Source organism: Peribacillus cavernae (assembly GCF_003989135.1).
In the GTDB taxonomy this organism is placed as follows: domain Bacteria; phylum Bacillota; class Bacilli; order Bacillales; family DSM-1321; genus Peribacillus; species Peribacillus cavernae.
Window position 1 is genome coordinate 470,615 of record NZ_RYZZ01000007.1, and the last position, 18,127, is coordinate 488,741.

18 protein-coding genes and 1 pseudogene are annotated in these 18,127 nt (G+C 43.4%); all 19 read left to right on the plus strand.

Translation table 11 applies throughout. The features are described from left to right. Window positions 1–62 precede the first annotated feature (62 nt). The 19 genes and pseudogenes from mraY (at window position 63) to ELQ35_RS08505 (ending at window position 17,842) form a co-directional block, all read left to right on the plus strand. Window positions 63–1,040, plus strand: a complete 978-nt coding sequence (mraY, locus tag ELQ35_RS08415; RefSeq protein WP_126864374.1) for a phospho-N-acetylmuramoyl-pentapeptide-transferase — start codon at window positions 63–65, stop codon at window positions 1,038–1,040. Further along, window positions 1,041–2,393, plus strand: a complete 1,353-nt coding sequence (gene murD / locus ELQ35_RS08420) for a UDP-N-acetylmuramoyl-L-alanine--D-glutamate ligase (RefSeq protein WP_126864375.1) — start codon at window positions 1,041–1,043, stop codon at window positions 2,391–2,393. A 211-nt stretch (window positions 2,394–2,604) separates the two neighbouring features. After that, entirely contained in the window at window positions 2,605–3,705 is a 1,101-nt protein-coding gene (gene spoVE / locus ELQ35_RS08425; protein WP_126864376.1) for a stage V sporulation protein E, read from the plus strand. Between the two features lie 620 nt (window positions 3,706–4,325). Further along, entirely contained in the window at window positions 4,326–5,423 is a 1,098-nt protein-coding gene (gene murG / locus ELQ35_RS08430; RefSeq protein WP_126864377.1) for an undecaprenyldiphospho-muramoylpentapeptide beta-N-acetylglucosaminyltransferase, read from the plus strand. A 64-nt stretch (window positions 5,424–5,487) separates the two neighbouring features. Continuing rightward, a complete protein-coding gene (murB, locus tag ELQ35_RS08435) occupies window positions 5,488–6,396 on the plus strand; it encodes a UDP-N-acetylmuramate dehydrogenase (protein ID WP_126864378.1) in 909 nt (302 codons plus the stop codon). Window positions 6,397–6,549: 153 nt separating this feature from the next. Beyond that, a complete protein-coding gene (locus ELQ35_RS08440) occupies window positions 6,550–7,347 on the plus strand; it encodes a cell division protein FtsQ/DivIB (protein WP_126864379.1) in 798 nt (265 codons plus the stop codon). A gap of 10 nt (window positions 7,348–7,357) precedes the next feature. After that, window positions 7,358–7,557 (plus strand): annotated as a pseudogene (locus ELQ35_RS23060) (DUF1290 domain-containing protein); the annotation flags it as partial. A 210-nt stretch (window positions 7,558–7,767) separates the two neighbouring features. Beyond that, window positions 7,768–9,063, plus strand: coding sequence for a cell division protein FtsA (gene ftsA, locus ELQ35_RS08450; protein ID WP_126864380.1), 1,296 nt, complete (start codon window positions 7,768–7,770; stop codon window positions 9,061–9,063). Window positions 9,064–9,103: 40 nt separating this feature from the next. Next, entirely contained in the window at window positions 9,104–10,243 is a 1,140-nt protein-coding gene (gene ftsZ / locus ELQ35_RS08455) for a cell division protein FtsZ (RefSeq protein ID WP_126864381.1), read from the plus strand. A gap of 476 nt (window positions 10,244–10,719) precedes the next feature. After that, window positions 10,720–11,649 (plus strand): sigma-E processing peptidase SpoIIGA, encoded by a 930-nt coding sequence (gene spoIIGA, locus ELQ35_RS08460; RefSeq protein ID WP_126864382.1) that lies wholly within the window; start codon window positions 10,720–10,722, stop codon window positions 11,647–11,649. A 56-nt stretch (window positions 11,650–11,705) separates the two neighbouring features. Then, the gene (sigE, locus tag ELQ35_RS08465) at window positions 11,706–12,425 is read left to right on the plus strand and encodes an RNA polymerase sporulation sigma factor SigE (protein WP_126864383.1); all 720 of its coding nucleotides are present in this window, start codon (window positions 11,706–11,708) and stop codon (window positions 12,423–12,425) included. A gap of 376 nt (window positions 12,426–12,801) precedes the next feature. Beyond that, window positions 12,802–13,581: an RNA polymerase sporulation sigma factor SigG gene (sigG, locus tag ELQ35_RS08470; protein WP_126864384.1), complete on the plus strand. Its 780-nt coding sequence runs from the start codon at window positions 12,802–12,804 to the stop codon at window positions 13,579–13,581. 271 nt (window positions 13,582–13,852) lie between these two features. Then, a complete protein-coding gene (locus ELQ35_RS08475) occupies window positions 13,853–14,098 on the plus strand; it encodes a YlmC/YmxH family sporulation protein (protein ID WP_126864385.1) in 246 nt (81 codons plus the stop codon). Window positions 14,099–14,173: 75 nt separating this feature from the next. Beyond that, window positions 14,174–14,995, plus strand: a complete 822-nt coding sequence (gene pgeF, locus ELQ35_RS08480; RefSeq protein ID WP_126864386.1) for a peptidoglycan editing factor PgeF — start codon at window positions 14,174–14,176, stop codon at window positions 14,993–14,995. 7 nt (window positions 14,996–15,002) lie between these two features. Then, a complete protein-coding gene (locus ELQ35_RS08485) occupies window positions 15,003–15,680 on the plus strand; it encodes a YggS family pyridoxal phosphate-dependent enzyme (RefSeq protein ID WP_126864387.1) in 678 nt (225 codons plus the stop codon). Window positions 15,681–15,691: 11 nt separating this feature from the next. After that, window positions 15,692–16,150 carry a cell division protein SepF gene (locus ELQ35_RS08490; RefSeq protein WP_126864388.1) on the plus strand — a complete coding sequence of 153 codons (459 nt, stop codon included), beginning with the start codon at window positions 15,692–15,694 and terminating at the stop codon, window positions 16,148–16,150. A gap of 6 nt (window positions 16,151–16,156) precedes the next feature. After that, entirely contained in the window at window positions 16,157–16,423 is a 267-nt protein-coding gene (locus ELQ35_RS08495; RefSeq protein WP_126864389.1) for a YggT family protein, read from the plus strand. Window positions 16,424–16,487: 64 nt separating this feature from the next. Then, entirely contained in the window at window positions 16,488–17,261 is a 774-nt protein-coding gene (locus ELQ35_RS08500) for a YlmH family RNA-binding protein (RefSeq protein ID WP_126864390.1), read from the plus strand. 83 nt (window positions 17,262–17,344) lie between these two features. Beyond that, window positions 17,345–17,842, plus strand: coding sequence for a DivIVA domain-containing protein (locus ELQ35_RS08505; RefSeq protein ID WP_126864391.1), 498 nt, complete (start codon window positions 17,345–17,347; stop codon window positions 17,840–17,842). Window positions 17,843–18,127 lie beyond the last annotated feature (285 nt).

An 18,127-nucleotide genomic window follows, 5' to 3' on the forward strand; every position in this document is an offset into this window, starting at 1 on the left:
TGGAAAAAAGCACATGGATGGTATGAATAACTTATTTGCGTTAGGAATGAGGGAGTAAGGGCATGCTTGAACAAGTAATTTTTTATACGATATTAATGGGATTTCTGATCACAGTTCTTCTCTCTCCTATTTTTATTCCATTTCTGAGAAGGCTTAAATTTGGACAAAGCATCCGGGATGAGGGTCCCGAGTCGCATCAAAAGAAAACCGGTACACCAACAATGGGAGGCATTGTCATTCTGGTCTCAGTTACAGCGGCGACCCTTGTCATGACTTTTAAATTTTCGGAGCCGTCTGTCAGTACCTATCTCCTGTTATTTGTCACGCTTGGTTTTGGATGCCTGGGATTCCTGGATGATTTTATCAAGATAGGTATGAAAAGAAATCTTGGCTTGACTTCACGCCAGAAATTATTCGGTCAGCTTGTCATCTCAGTCATTTTTTATCTTGTTTACAGACAGACGGATCGTTTCGTTCAGGAGATCTCGATTCCGGGAACAGAACTTTCCTTCCATGTTGGCTGGTCTTATGTACTGGTGATTATTTTTTGGCTGGTCGGCTTTTCGAATGCCGTAAATCTAACAGATGGGTTGGACGGGCTTGTTTCAGGGACATCAGCGATCGCCTTTGGTGCATATGCGGTGCTTGCCTGGAACCAGTCACAATATGACGTAGCCATCTTTTCCGTTGCCGTTGTCGGGGCAGTGCTTGGCTTCCTCGTATTCAATGCCCATCCTGCAAAAGTTTTCATGGGAGACACCGGTTCGCTTGCACTCGGAGGAGCGATTGCGACAATCGCGTTACTAACAAAGCTCGAGCTTTTGCTTGTCATTATCGGGCTTGTGTTCGTGATTGAAACCCTGTCCGTCATCCTGCAGGTTGCATCCTTCAAGACGACGGGAAAACGGATATTCAAGATGAGTCCTTTGCATCATCATTATGAGCTGGTTGGCTGGTCCGAATGGAGAGTGGTAGTGACTTTTTGGTCTGTAGGCCTGCTTTGCGCGATACTCGGAATCTATTTAGAGGTGTGGTTATAATTGAAACAGACAGATAAATATCTAAGAAAAAAAATATTGGTATTGGGTTTGGCCAAAAGTGGTGTCAGTGCCGCATCTCTTTTACATAAGCTTGGAGCATTCGTGACTGTAAATGATAGGAAGCCCTTTTCCGAAAACCCGGAGGCGCAGGGACTACTGGAACAGGGCATTAAGGTGATTTGCGGCAGCCATCCGATTGAACTGTTAGATGAAGGGTTTGAATTGATTGTAAAAAATCCTGGTATTCCGTATACGAATCCGCTTGTCAAAGGGGCAATGGAGAAAGGCCTCAAGGTAATCACTGAAGTGGAGCTTGCCTACCAGGTCAGTGAGGCCCCGTTTGTAGGGATTACCGGCACAAATGGAAAAACGACGACAACTACGCTTATTTATGAAATGTTGAGGGAGGGTGGGAAGCTTCCGTTAATTGCCGGAAATATTGGCACTGCCGCTTCTGGTGTGGCTGAAGAGGCGGAGCCGGAACATACGATTGTCATCGAGCTTTCCTCATTCCAGCTTATGGGCATAGAGGAGTTCCAGCCGGAAATTGCCGTGATGACTAACCTTTTTGACGCCCATCTTGATTATCATAGTTCAAAGCAGGAGTATGCTGAAGCAAAAGAAAAGATTACGCAAAATCAGACGGTTGAGCAATTCTTTGTCTATAATGGCGATCAAGAAGAGGTAGCCGAAATGGCTGAACGTTCAAGGGCTCATTCTGTTCCTTTTTCGGCTGTTAAAAAATATGACCAGGGAGCATATGTGGAGGACGGCGAACTTATCTTCCGCGGCGAAAAGATTGTCCATATCTCAGAAATCGTTCTGCCAGGAAAGCATAATCTTGAAAATATTCTCGCGGCTGTTTCTGTTTGTAAGCTAAAGGGTGTTGGAAATGAAGCCATTAAGAAGGTTTTACGCACCTTCCATGGCGTTGAGCACAGGACACAATATGTTGCTACTATCGAAAATCGGAAATTTTATAATGATTCAAAAGCGACAAACATTTTAGCGGCATCAATGGCATTGTCCTCTTTTTCGGAGCCGGTCATCCTGCTTGCGGGGGGGCTTGACCGCGGCAATGAGTTTGACGATTTAAAGCCATACTTGAAAAATGTCAAAGCAATCGTCACTTTTGGACAAGCAGCCAGTAAATTGGAGCGAGTAGCGGAAGAATCAGGAATAACAAATATAAAACGTGTCGATAATGTAGAAAGTGCTGTACCTGCCGCTTTCGAATTGTCTGAGCAAGGCGACTGCATCCTCCTCTCTCCCGCATGTGCAAGCTGGGATCAATATAAAAGTTTTGAAGTTAGGGGAGACATGTTTATGGCGGCGGTGCATAAACTGAAATAAGAGCTTGTTCATGTCAAGCAGGTATCCGAGCTTTCGCATAAGGAAGACACCCATTCTTCCACTTTTGACACCTTAGAAAAAAGCGATAACATGGTTTATCGCTTTTTTTTGCAGATATGGACCTATTACACTATGGAGAGACTTTTGTTATCTTCCTTTGTACGTCCAAGGCTCATTCAGGCTCTAATATCTTCCCAGAGGTGTATTCTAAGTGCCATTAAAAAAATCCAATCCCGATCTTATCCTTATTATTGTCACATTAAGCTTGTTGTCTATTGGCCTCATTATGGTGTACAGTGCCAGCGCGATATGGGCAGATTATAAATTCGAAGATTCCTTTTTCTTTGCAAAACGGCAAATGCTGTTTGCGGGTGTCGGTATAATAGCGATGTTTTTTATTATGAATGTCGATTATTGGACGTGGAGGACATGGGCGAAGATTTTAGTCATTGTCTGCTTTGTTCTGCTGGTTGCCGTCTTGATTCCTGGAATCGGTTTGGAACGGAACGGATCACGGAGCTGGATTGGAGTGGGAGCATTCTCGATTCAGCCTTCCGAATTCATGAAAATCGCGATGATTGTGTTTCTAGCGAAATATCTTTCGGAACGGCAAAAGCTGATTACATCGTTCAAAAAGGGCTTATTGCCTTCGCTTTCGCTTGTGTTTCTGGCATTCGGGATGATTATGCTCCAGCCTGATTTAGGGACAGGCACGGTAATGGTCGGTACCTGTATCGTAATGATTTTTATCTCCGGTGCAAGAATCTGGCACTTTGCCATCCTTGGGCTTTTAGGGCTAGCCGGATTTACAGGCTTAATCCTCTCGGCGCCATACCGGATAAAACGGATTACCTCCTTTATGGATCCATGGCAGGATCCACAGAATAGCGGGTTTCAGATCATTCAATCCTTATTTGCGATCGGGCCCGGAGGTTTGTTTGGATTAGGGCTCGGGCAAAGCAGGCAGAAATTTTTCTACCTTCCAGAACCACAGACGGATTTCATATTTGCAATTTTGTCCGAGGAGCTCGGGTTCATTGGAGGGTCGCTCGTCATCCTCTTATTTGCGCTTCTTTTATGGAGGGGGATCCGTATCGCGTTGGGAGCGCCCGATTTATATGGGAGTTTTCTCGCGGTAGGAATCATCGCCATGGTCGCGATACAGGTAATGATTAATATTGGCGTCGTAACAGGCTTGATGCCTGTTACAGGGATCACTCTTCCTTTTTTAAGCTACGGCGGTTCATCACTGACACTCATGTTGATGGCGATAGGTGTATTGTTGAATATAAGCAGGTATTCGAGGTATTAACCTTCTGCAGGGAGATGGCATATGACTCGAGGCCGACTTAAGATCGCCACTTCCTGTGGCAACGCCTACTAGCACGTCCTGTGCGTCGGGGGCGGGACTGCTCCTGCGCTGGACACGTTTCAAAGCTAAAAAATAGTTTCTCCTTTAAAAGAAACCTCCTCTATCATCAAATAGAGGAGGTTTTGCTGGCTGGCACGCTAATGCCTGCAACAGGAAATACAGGGGACCCGCCTCATAATTTTCCAGGTATATACCGTTTGAAAAGGTTATTAATAGTTGGCATTAAACCGTTGTTTAGACTATAGTATAAGAGGGTAAAGCGTCACATGGCTTTACTTTTTCCTTTGTAAACGAAACTATAAATTAATTTTTAGGTGGATAAATTAATATAGGTTATCCACATCCAGCTCCAGCGCCTAGCCCCTCGAGGTCATAAGCCAATCATCTGATGGGGAGAAAAACCACTCCCCATACAGCTGCTTGTCTTATGCTTGTCGGACTTGCACAGGATGTGCTGACGTCGATTTCGCCACAGGACGTGGCGGATTTTAGTCGACGTTCCTCCAAGGCGCTTGCGCTTTTTGTTCCGTTTTATACAGATTATGTTGGGGTGACAAAACATGAAAATTGTTGTCAGCGGCGGCGGTACAGGAGGCCATATTTACCCGGCCCTTGCGCTTATTCGTGAAATCAATAGCAAAAATAAAAACAACTCGTTCTTATATATCGGAACAGAAAAAGGCCTGGAAAAGGATATTGTCACAAGAGAAAATATTCCGTTTAAGTCCATCTATATTACCGGCTTCAGGCGTAAGATTTCTTTCGAAAACGTGAAAACAGTCACCAGGTTTCTCAAGGGTGTCCGTGACAGCAAGAGAATGCTGAAGGAATTTAAGGCAGATGTTGTAATCGGAACAGGAGGGTATGTATGCGGCCCTGTCGTTTATGCTGCTGCAAAGCTCGGCATTCCATGCATTGTCCATGAACAAAACAGCGTACCCGGATTGACGAATAAATTTTTAAGCAGGTATGTCACCAAGATAGCCGTTTGTTTTGAGGAAGCCAAGCAATTTTTTCCGGAAAATAAGACGGTCTTGACAGGGAATCCGCGTGCTTCAGAGGTTCTCCACTTCCATGGAAAAGGCGGCTTGAAAAAGCTTGGCTTGAATCCAGCTATCCCGACAGTGTTGATCTTTGGGGGAAGCCGCGGCGCCAGAGCGATTAATGAGGCTGTCTTGAAGGTAATGTCTGAGCTTCGGGAAAAGCCATACCAAATTCTTTATGTGACGGGAGAAATTCATTTTGAACAGGTAGCAAAGGAAATAGAAATGATTGGAAACCCGGAAAATGTAATGATTAAGCCATATTTGAATAATATGCCTGAAATTCTGTCGGGAGTGGATTTAGCGGTAACGCGTGCAGGCGCGACGACACTCGCAGAACTGACTGTACTCGGGATACCCAGCATCTTGATTCCAAGTCCGTACGTTACAAATAACCATCAGGAAAAGAATGCACGCTCATTAAGTGATCATGGCGCTGCCGAACTTGTCCTTGAAAAGGAGCTTACGGGCAGCAAACTGATCAGCATGATTGATTCCATCATTACAGACCAAAAAAAGCGCGAATCCATGAAAACTGCGGCAAAGAATCTTGGTTTGCCGGATGCTGCCAACAGGGTGTATTCCGTTATCTCGGAAATTTCGAAAAAGAACTGATTCACAGGTGCAGCATACACTGGACTAAAACGTTATCAGAACAAATATACTTGGGAGGATCATAATGAAAGAAGCAGTTGAAAAACTGAGGGAATTACAGGTGGGAAAAGTTATCGAAAATGAACCGCTCGCTAATCATACGACCATGAAGATTGGAGGACCGGCGGATCTTTTTATCGAGCCTTCCTCGATTGATAATCTTAAAAAAACGATGGAGATCATAAAGGAATTTGACCTGAAGTGGACGGCTATTGGCAGAGGTTCAAATCTTCTCGTATCAGATGTGGGAATTGAAGGTGCAGTCATAAAACTTGGAAAAGGACTGGATAAACTCGAAATAAATGGTACGGAAATAACCGTCGGAGCGGGATTCTCCCTGGTAAGCCTGTCTGTCCAAATCAGCAAAAAGGGACTGGCAGGCCTCGAGTTTGCAAGTGGAATTCCGGGGTCGGCAGGCGGCGCGGTATATATGAACGCCGGTGCTCATGGATCCGACATCTCCAATATCTTAATAAAGGCTTATGTTTTATTTGAAGATGGAAGTCTGCAATGGTTAACCAAAGAAGAAATGGCGTTTTCCTATCGCACTTCAATCCTTCAGAAAAAACGTCCCGGAATTGTAGTCGAAGCTGTTTTCGGTTTGACGTTCGGCAATCGCGAGGAAATAGTTGAAAGAATGCAAAGCAATAAAAATTACCGTAAGGATACACAGCCTTATAATCTTCCATGTGCCGGAAGTATTTTTAGAAATCCGCTTCCAAACCATGCGGGAAGGCTTGTTCAGGATGCCGGGTTAAAGGGCCATTCCATCGGTGGTGCAAAGATTTCTGAAATGCACGGAAATTTCATTGTTAATGCAGGAAACGGAAGAGCGGAAGATGTGTTGGCTTTGATTCAGCACGTGAAGGATACCGTCTATGAGAAATGCGGCATTGAAATGGAAACAGAAGTCGAAATTATTGGCGGAAAATAACCGATAACCATATATTTGCATCTAAATATTGTGATATAATAATAACCTGGAAAAGTCTTGTCCCAATGATAACGTGCGTATACAAGCCGTTATTTACTCGGTGCAAGCTATCGGATAAAATGTCGATTTGTTTTCAGGAAGAGGTGAACCGGGATGGAAGAAGGGAAGATCGTTTCCATTGAAGATCGCATCCCCAAACTTAAACAATTAAGAAAAAGGAAAGCCGACCGCCGATTGATACTTTTACTTTCTTTGTTCTTCCTGCTGATTGCATGTGTCATGTATTTTCTATCCCCGCTAAGCCATATCCGTTCGATCCACGTTGAGGGCAACCGTTATATTTCTGCGGAACAGGTTATCGCCCTTAGCGGCTTAACAAAGGATACGAGCATCTGGAAGATAGACAAAAAGAAAAGTGAAGCAAAAGTAAAAACGAATAGCGAAATAAAAGAGGCCGATATAAAAACGAGGATACCCAATTCAGTAATAATTACAGTAAATGAAGAAAATCGAATTGCTTATGTTGCCAGAGAGGATCGTTTTCTGCCAATTCTGGAAAATGGAGAAATTCTCAAACCTTTGCGGAAAGAGGAAATCCCGGTCTATGCACCTGTCTTGATTGGATTTTCTGAAGGCAAGAAATTAAATCAACTCCTCGGAGAACTGGAAAAATTGCCGCAGGAGATTTTGAACTCTATCTCCGAGATTCATGCTGCCCCTGCGAAAACAGACATTTATCATATTACTTTGTATATGAATGATGGCTTTGAGGTAAGCGCGACAAGCAGGACATTATCTGAAGACCTCGTGCATTATCCGTCGATAATTAGCAAATTGGATCCTGATGTCAAAGGCGTCATCGATTTTGAAGTAGGTGCTTTTTTCAAGCCTTATGATCCGCCTAAGACAGAGAAGGACAAGGAAGCCGAAAAGAATTTTCCAGCCCAATGAAGCAACGCCTTTCTATAATATTGTCCTGGCTGCAAGTTTAGCTTTTCTAGGCGTTCATCTTGGTGTAGACTTGTACTTAGACCGCTTTGTTTATCTTTGGTGTGAGTTTGTTTCGGAGATATAGCGGCTATTAGGGAAACTTTCTGGCCAGATAGCTGCAAAAACCAAAAAAAGGTTAAAGGTCTTTTAAAGGGAATAAGCCTTGAATGACGAATTTTTTACTAAGATAAAATGATCGAAAACCGGAGTATTGCCTGATTTATAAAAAATTTTCCGGGGAAAACTTTCGTTTACCCGCTAATATTGTTTTTCCAATAGTATTTTGTAAACGAGTATTTTGTTCTATTTACAATAGGGTTTACGATATAAGCAAGTGTTGTTCGAAATAACAAGTTTCTATTCTGAAGGAGGTGCCACGGAATGAACAGCAATGAGATACATGTAAGTCTTGACATCGGTACATCCAGTGTAAAAGTAATCATTGGGGAAATGGTCAATGACACATTAAATATAATCGGCGTAGGGAACGTAAAATCGGAAGGCCTGAAAAAGGGTTCGATCGTCGACATAGATGAAACCGTCCATTCTATTCAACGTGCAGTAGAACAGGCGGAAAGAATGATCGGCATGGATATCAAAACAGTGGTCGTCGGCATCAGCGGCAGCCATGTGCTCCTTCAGCCTTGCCACGGTGTCGTGGCCGTATCAAGCGAGAACAAGGAAATTACGGAGCATGATGTTCAGCGAGTAAGAGAAGCGGCGGAGTTAATTACCATTCCTTCAGACAGGGAAATCATTAACATCCTGCCGATTCATTATAAAGTGGACGAGCTCGATGAAATCAGCGACCCGAGGGGTATGATTGGCGTCCGCCTTGAAATGAGGGGGATAATGGTAACCGGTCTTCGGACACTATTACATAATTCCCTGCGTTGCGTGGAACGGGCAGGGCTTGAAATTACTGATATAGCATTGCAGCCTCTGGCTGCCGGTTCACTGGTGCTTTCAAAGGATGAGAAAGAACTTGGGGTAGTCCTTGTTGACATTGGCGGAGGTTCTACTACTTTAGCAATATTCGAAGAAGGGCACATGAAATATACTTTGGTCGTCCCGATAGGCGGGGATACAATAACAAAGGACCTTTCCATTGTTCTCCGCACGACGATGGAGGACGCTGAAAAGGTCAAAATCAAGCATGGACACGCCTTTTATGATGACGCTTCAGAGGATGATGTGTTTTCGATTCCGATCATAGGCAGCGATCAGCAACAGCCTTGCAATCAACTCATGATCTCGGAAATCGTTGAAGCCCGCATGACGGAAATTTTTGAGTTGATACAGGATGATCTGGAAAGATTGGGCTATCAGGATGTACCGGGCGGTTTTGTCCTGACAGGCGGTGTTGTGAAGATGCCCGGCGTTCTGGAACTTGCCCAGTATGTGTTCCAAAACCGGGTCCGGACTGCTGAGCCAAATTATATTGGTGTTCGCGAGCCTCAATATACAACCGCTGTAGGGCTGATTAAACATGCCTTCAAAAAAGGGAGGGCACAGAAGAACACTGTTGAATCCCCGGTAGCTTCAGCGGCTGCATACGATAAAAACGAAACGAGAAGCCAAAAGTCTGCTTCTCAGTCCAAAGAAAGCAAAGAGAAAAAACAGGCGGATAAAGGTGAATCCAAATTTAAGAAAATAATTGGTTACTTTTTTGAATAAGCATCCGAGTTTTTAGGAATTCGCAAATAGGAGGATTGTCATGTTAGAGTTTGATTCTAATTTAGATCAATTAGCAACATTAAAGGTCATTGGCGTAGGCGGTGGCGGAAACAATGCTGTAAACCGCATGATTGAGCATGGCGTTCAAGGTGTTGAATTTATTTCTGTCAATACAGATGCGCAGGCTCTTAATCTATCAAAAGCTGAAATAAAAATGCAGATTGGCGGCAAACTGACTCGCGGCCTTGGTGCCGGTGCAAACCCTGAAGTGGGAAAAAAAGCTGCTGAAGAAAGCAAGGAGCAAATCGAGGAAGCACTTCGGGGCGCAGATATGGTTTTTGTGACTGCCGGCATGGGCGGCGGTACGGGAACTGGTGCCGCCCCAGTTATTGCGCAGATTGCGAAAGACTTGGGTGCGCTGACGGTAGGGGTTGTAACACGTCCTTTTACATTTGAAGGCCGAAAACGTGCTACCCAGGCGCAGGGCGGGATTTCTTCCATGAAGGAAGCGGTTGATACATTAATCGTCATCCCAAATGACCGCCTCCTTGAGATTGTTGACAAAAGCACACCGATGCTTGAAGCGTTCCGTGAAGCGGATAATGTCCTTCGCCAGGGTGTCCAGGGTATCTCCGACTTGATTGCCGTGCCGGGATTGATTAACCTCGATTTCGCTGATGTGAAAACAATTATGTCCAATAAAGGTTCAGCCTTGATGGGCATTGGCATTTCATCCGGGGAAAGCCGCGCTGCAGAAGCCGCTAAGAAGGCTATTTCGAGTCCATTGCTTGAAACAGCCATTGATGGAGCCCAGGGTGTTTTAATGAACATTACGGGTGGGAGCAATTTGAGCCTGTTTGAAGTCCAGGAAGCTGCTGATATTGTTGCAACGGCATCTGATCAGGATGTAAACATGATTTTCGGTTCCGTAATCAATGAAAACCTGAAGGATGAAATTGTTGTGACCGTCATTGCAACTGGCTTCAATGAAGTTGAAATCCAACAGCCTCGCCAGTCAAGCCGACCGTCATTCGGCCACTCAAGACCTGCAGCCCAGCCAGTGAAACGTGAAGCGAAACGCGAGGAAGCAAACGAACCTGTCCGCAACAATAATATCGGCCAACCTGAAGATGGACTTGATATACCGGCATTCCTTCGCAACCGAAACAGACGCCGCTAACAAGAAAAGCGTAAGCGCCTTGTAAAAGGAACGTCGACTAAGATCCGCCACGTCCTGTGGCGAACGTCGACGTCAGCGCATCCTGCGCAAGTCCGACAAGCATAAGACAGATCCCGAAAGAAGGCGCTTTTTGCCTTCTGTAGGGATATGGCTTATGACCTCGAGGGGCTAGGCGCTGGAGCTAGACAACCAAGAAAAGCGTAAGCGTCTTTGTCAAAAAAATAAATATCTTTTAAAGAGAAGCTGTCCTAGTCTAGGGCGGCTTTTTTTTATTCATTTACTCTATTTTTCTATTAGCAGTCATATTGCCGTCACGATTGGAATATAAGTGTGTCAATAACGATCTTTCTACAAAATATGAACAAATCACTAAAAAACTCTTAGATTTCCTTTACATAAAGTGACACACACCTGCAGGGATGTACGATATACTTTTGGGAAATAGAAGAATCTAGGAGTTTCCGGGAGGGGAGTGCTTGACATTATATCTGGATGTAATCTGGTTGTTGAATTGGCTGTTTGACTGTCTCCTCTTATATTGGACTGCAATCATTTTAAAGAAAAGGGCAGCTGGCTGGAGGATTATACTTGGGGGATTGATAGGTTCCTCCATTGTGGTATTTGCCTTTACTCCCTACCACAAGCTTGTAGATAATTTATATATGAAACTTCTTTTTTCTGTATTCATGATTATTGCCGTCTTTGGTTTTATCAGGTTAAAGGTATTTTTGAAAAATCTAGCCTCCCTTTATTTGGTCACTTTTTTATCTGGGGGAATCTTATTGGGCCTTCATTACCTGTTCCAATTTAAAATCTATTCACTTCACCCGGGAATGGCTGCCGGCGTTAATAGGTTTGGTGATCCTGTAAGCTGGACATTCGTTATGATTGGATTTCCGCTTGCCTGGCAGTTTTCTCGACGTGCCTTTGGCAGCATGGAAATGACAAACATTACGTATGGGCAAATGGCAAGGATCTATGTTAAAATCGATGGCTTTGAGTGCACTCTGAATGGTTTAATTGACAGCGGCAACCAATTGTATGACCCCTTAAGCCGCGCGCCAGTCATGATTGTATCAATAAACGGGATTGAAAATGCCGGCATTCCAAATGATGTGCTTGACCTTTTTCAAAATCCCGATTCTATTTTACAACAGCAGGGATCCTTTGATTATACCTGGTCAGAAAGAATGAGGATCATACCCAGTAAAGTAGTCGGCAACGATCATCAGCTGTTAATCGCGGTGAAGCCGGATTCAATCAAAATTTCCCATGCCGGCAAAGAGTATCATGTCCATAAAGGTTTGATATCGTTCACAGTACAAAAACTGTCTTCTGACGATTCCTACCAGTGCATTGTCCATCCAAAAATGCTAACCGGCATGGCGGAACAGAGTGCATCATAAACAAGCTGCATGCTGTCTATACTCCAAATTCAGTAAAATAAGAAGGGAGAATACTTTTGAAAAAATTCCGCTTCCGATTTACCTATTACTGGTACAAGTTACTAATTAAACTTGGGTTAAAGTCTGATGAAGTTTTCTATATTGGCGGAAGTGAAGCATTACCGCCCCCGCTTTCCAAGGATGAAGAAGAACTGCTCATTAATAAACTTCCCAAGGGTGATGCGGCAGCACGGTCAATCCTCATTGAACGAAATCTGCGACTGGTCGTTTATATTGCGCGAAAATTTGAAAATACCGGGATTAATATTGAAGATTTAATAAGCATTGGAACAATAGGGTTAATCAAAGCGGTGAATACATTCAATCCAGAGAAAAAAATCAAGCTGGCTACATATGCTTCGAGGTGCATCGAAAATGAAATCTTAATGTATTTACGCAGAAATAATAAAATTCGTTCAGAAGTCTCGTTTGATGAGCCGCTGAATATCGATTGGGATGGAAATGAACTTCTCCTGTCCGATGTGCTGGGAACAGAAGAAGATATTATTACAAAGGATCTGGAGGCGAATGTTGACCGAAAACTCCTTACGAAGGCGCTCACTCAATTATCGGAGCGTGAGAAGCAAATCATGGAGCTAAGATTCGGGCTTGCCGGCGAGGAGGAAAAGACCCAAAAGGATGTGGCGGATATGCTAGGCATTTCACAATCCTATATTTCCCGTCTGGAAAAGAGGATTATTAAAAGGCTTAGAAAAGAATTTAATAAAATGGTTTGAAAAGCGGAAGCACCTTGTAATAAGGAACGTCGACTAAGAACCGCCACGTCCTGTGGCGAACGTCGACGTCAGCGCATCCTGCGCTAGTCCGACAAGCATAAGACAGATCCCGAAAGAAGGTGCTTTTTGTCTTCTGTAGGGAGCTGGCTTATGACCTCGAGGGGCTAGGTGCTGGAGCTAGACACCTTTTAAAGTTCAAAAAGAAATACTTCCATACTTTTTTAAAAATTTCTCAGCATCAGAATCAAATCAAACCAACGTTTTTAGAATAATTTACAGACCTTAGATAAAATATTGTGCCTTAGGCATGTGCATATTTTTCCCTCACGGGGAGATACTGTTTTTTGTACAGCAGCTCCTGTGAGGAGGGAAGGTTTTGTCTCGAAACAAAGTTGAAATCTGCGGTGTTGATACATCAAAATTACCGGTTTTGAAAAACGACGTAATGAGAAAACTCTTTAAAGAAATGCAGGAAGGCGATATCTCAGCAAGAGAAGAACTGGTAAATGGGAATTTAAGACTTGTATTAAGCGTCATTCAGCGCTTTAACAATCGGGGAGAATTTGTAGATGACTTATTTCAGGTCGGCTGTATCGGTTTAATGAAATCCATTGATAATTTTGATTTAGGCCAAAATGTTAAATTTTCTACGTATGCTGTACCAATGATCATTGGTGAAATAAGAAGATATTTGCGTGACAATAACCCGATAAGAGTTTCCCGTTCTTTAAGAGATATTGCTTACAAAGCATTGCAGGTAAAAGAAAGACTTATGAGTCAAACATCAAAAGAACCAACCGCAGAAGAAATTGCTAAAGTATTAGATGTTTCACATGAAGAAATTGTGTTTGCTCTTGATGCCATCCAGGATCCTGTCTCGCTGTTTGAGCCGATTTATAATGATGGCGGCGATCCGATTTATGTTCTCGACCAATTAAGTGATGAGAAAAACCGTGACAGCCAGTGGATTGATGAGATTGCACTTAATGAAGGCATGAGACGGTTGAATGAACGGGAGAAAATGATCTTGAGGAAAAGGTTCTTCCAGGGGAAAACCCAGATGGAGGTTGCCGAAGAAATCGGCATTTCACAGGCACAGGTTTCCCGGTTGGAAAAAGCCGCCATTAAGCAAATGAATAAAAACATTCAACATTAAAGCTGACACATTAACATGTTGGGAGCCGGGCATTGGACTCGCGCTCCCAGCTGCATGTTACTGTCCGGCTTTTTTTCTTTGGCTTTCCGAGCGGATCGATCCATTCGGTTTGATAAGGGGAAACCTTTCCAAAGGTTTCCCCTGTTTTTCAGCGGTCTTATGTGAATCAGTGCTGCCTGAACATCTGGGGCGGGATTTCTTTTAATTCCTTCATTGCTGAACGTCTTTCATCATATATTATAAAAAGAACTAACAACGGGAGATGATTATATTGGTTAAAATCTCAGAATTTCAGGTGAAGGATATCGTTAATATTTCGGATGGAAAGAAGCTCGGCAACTTATCGGATTTGGAGATAAACATTTCAACCGGAGCGATTGAGGCGATCATCATCACCAATAGCGGCAAGCTGATGGGACTGTTTGGCAAGGATGAGGATATTATCATTCCCTGGAACAAAATTAAAAAAATTGGCGCAGACGTGATAATTGTTGAGTATCATAATCATAATGATTGAATACAACCGCTTAATAAGAGTAATAGTCAGTGTATTTATGGTACACTATAAAAAAATGACTAAGAGGTTTACCCAATGAAAGAACCGTTTATGTTAAAGAAGGAACCTTACTTTGAGATTGAAAGCTGGCAATCAGCCTCGCCTGGCCTTCATGCCGGGTTCACGACAAGAAACGGAGGTACCGGCACGGCGGAGTTCGATAGTTTAAATACAGGGTTCCATGTCGGCGACAGCCTGGAAGCCGTCGTTAAAAACCGTGAATTACTTGCAGGCCATCTTCCTTTTCCTTTACAAAACTGGGTCGGTGCCGAACAAACGCATGAAACTAACATTGCGAAAATCGGTTCCGGAGACAAAGGCAAAGGCTCACGGGATTATCAATCAGGACTCAGAGCTACTGACGGACTCTATACCGGGCAAAAAGGAATATTGTTGACACTCGTGTTTGCTGACTGTGTCCCGTTATACTTTTTTGCGCCGAGAAACGGCTATATCGGTACAGCCCATGCAGGCTGGAAAGGGACAGTAGCCGGTATCGGGCCAAAAATGATCGGCAGATGGAACGAGGAAGGGATTTCTTCCTCGGAAATATATGCATTTATTGGTCCGTCAATTTGTGGTGATTGCTATATCGTTGATGACAAAGTTATTACTCTGGTGCAAAATATGCTGGAAGATAATGACGAAAAGCCATATAATCTAATCAGTAAGGGACAATATCAATTGCATTTGCAAACACTAAACGCACTTCTTTTAGAAAAAGCAGGCGTACCCCGAAGCCAGATTGAAGTATCGTCATTATGCACAAGCTGCGTGCGCAGCCAGTTTTTCTCCCACCGCCGGGATAATGGAAAGACAGGCCGTAACATGAGCTTCATCGGCTGGAAGGAGGAGTAACATCGCATTGAAAGTAGCAGAAAATTTAGTAGCCATCGAAGAAAAGATCCTGCAAGCCTGCCAAAAAAGCGGCAGGAATCCTGAAGAAATAACAATAGTTGCCGTTACGAAATATGTATCTGCCGAACGGGCACAGGAAGCTGTTGCCGCTGGGATCACAAACCTTGGTGAAAACCGCGACGAAGGGCTGTCGCATAAATATTCCACTATGAAACAAAAGGCAGTCTGGCATTTCATTGGCAGCCTGCAGACGAAAAAAGTGAAAAATATCATTGATAAAGTAGAGTATATCCATTCACTAGACCGTATATCATTAGCGGAAGAAATTCAAAAAAGAACGGACAAACAGGTGAAATGTTTTGTCCAGGTGAATGTGTCCGGGGAAAATTCAAAGCGTGGCATTGAGCCGGCTGAAGCGCTGGAATTCATCAAAAGTCTTGAAGGCTTCGATAGACTATCCGTTGCCGGTTTGATGACCATGGCACCGTTAACCGATAATGAATCTGTGCTTCGCAGCTGTTTTAAAAAACTAAAAGAACTTCAGGGAGAAATTCAAGACGCACGTCTCGGACATGCACCCTGCACCGAGCTGTCGATGGGGATGTCAAATGACTTTCCGATTGCCATTGAAGAAGGCGCAACGATAATTCGTATAGGAACTGCACTGGTTGGCGAAGATTCTTAAGGAGGTACCTTATGTCAATTGTATCAAAATTCAAATCTTTTTTCGCACTTGAAGACGAATATGAATACAGGGAAGAAGTTATCGAACAAGAGGTACAGGAACCAAAAGTTACAAAACCGTCTTCTAAACAGTCCCAGGCTTCTTCCCAGTCAAATCAAAACGTTGTAAGCCTGCAAAGCATACAGAAATCCTCAAAAGTGATACTATTGGAACCGAGGGCATATGCCGAAGCGCAGGAAGTGGCGGACCACTTGAAAAACCGTCGTGCCGTAGTCGTAAACCTGCAGCGTATTCAGCATGACCAGGCTAAAAGGATCGTTGATTTCCTAAGTGGGACAGTGTATGCTGTCAGCGGCGATATTCAAAAAATCGGAACGGATATTTTCCTATGCACACCTGACAATGTCGATGTTTCAGGAAACATTACCGGTTTTGCTCTTGAAGAAGAGTATGAAAATGCGAGGTGGTAAATTTTAATGCTGGTTTTGTTTGATATTTTATTGAAATTAATCCAGGTTTATTCTACGGTTCTAATCATTTACCTATTGATGTCATGGTTCCCAAATGCGAGGGAGACAACAATCGGGCGCTTCTTGTCAAGAATATGCGAACCTTATTTGGAACCATTTCGACGAATCATCCCGCCCTTCGGCATGATTGATTTTTCACCAATCGTGGCACTGCTTGTCCTGCAGTTTGCCGGAAACGGTCTGGGGCAGTTATTTAGCTGGCTGGCTTTTTAGCAGGAATGTAGGGATTGTCCATAAGGGACCGTTTGTGCTTTTCTTATATAAAGGAGAAACATCTATGAGCATTTATCAGCATTTCAGGCCGGAAGAGCGGGAATTCATCGATCAGGCTTTGAATTGGATTGGACAGGCAAGAAACTTATATGCTCCTAAACTGACGGATTTTCTTGATCCCCGCGGGCAGCTGATCGTACAAACACTGCTTGGGGAAGATGAGGAAATCTCACTTTTTTTATATGGAGGAAGTGATAAAGCGGAGAGAAAAAGGGCAATTCTTTGTCCGAATTATTTTTCCCCTGCTGAAAGTGATTATCGGATTTCTTTATTTGATGTAGTGTATCCGAAGAAATTTGTTACCCTCGATCACAGGCAAGTGCTTGGAACCCTGATGTCACTTGGCCTTAAACGTGAAAAATACGGGGATATCATCATTTCTGGTGAGCATATCCAGGTGGTAGCGGCTGCCGAAATTGAGACTTACTTGCTGTCAAGTTTGGAGAAAATCGGAAAAGCTTCAGTTACCATCAAAAAACGGGAGTTAACTGACATTTTGCAGCCAGAAGAATCCTGGGATGAACAAACGATTACGGTTAGCTCCATGAGACTTGATACGGTCATTTCGTCGGTGATTAATCTCTCGCGCCAAAAAGCGCAAATGTTGATCAGTTCAGGCAAGGTCAAAATGAATTTCAAGCAAATTGAAAGCACATCGGCTGAATGCAGGGAAGGGGACACGCTGTCCATCCGCGGCTTTGGCCGCTGTAGAATTTTGTCGATAGAAGGAAAGACCAAAAAGGATAAATGGAGAATTTCTGTAGGAAGGCAAAAATAATTGCAGAATGAAAAGGATTTACAAAATTGTTGTCGAAACATAGTATAATATAAAAGCGTAGAAATTGTTTTGGAGGTGCCTGTATGCCCTTAACCCCGTTAGATATACATAATAAGGAATTCAACAAAGGATTCCGTGGGTATGATGAAGATGAAGTCAATGAATTTCTTGACCAGATCATAAAAGATTATGAGATTATCCTTCGCGAAAAGAAGGAAGCCGAGGACAAGTTATTTGAAGTACACGATCGCTTGGGTTATTTTACAAATATTGAAGAAACACTGAACAAGGCCATCATTGTCGCACAGGAAGCGGCAGAAGATGTAAAGAGGAACGCCCAGAAAGAAGCGAAGTTAATCATAAAGGAAGCGGAAAAGAATGCTGACCGCATTGTGAATGATTCCCTCTCGAAGGCAAGGAAAATTGCAATGGATATTGAAGAGTTGAAAAAACAGTCGAAGGTTTTCCGGACACGCTTTAAAATGCTCGTTGCAGCTCAGCTTGACCTCCTGGATAACGATGACTGGGATAAACTGCTTGAATACGAGATGGATGCCACTGAATTACACGTAGACGAGTAAAATATAAGAGTTCACTTGACGTTCTGCACTTATTTCGCATATAATTTTTTAACAATAGAGTTCATATCGATATCATACGATGAGAGGGACAGTATATTTCTTCACTGCCTGATGAAAGAAGGATATTCCTTGCAATGAGCGAGCCGGGGAGAGTGGAAGCCCGGTATAGGCGAAGAAATCGAAGATCACCCTTGAGTTCCAAGTTGAACCCGAAAGGAAGTAAGCAAGGCGTCTCATCCACGTTACGGATGCTTAAGAGGACATGGCGGGGCTTTTATTTTATTG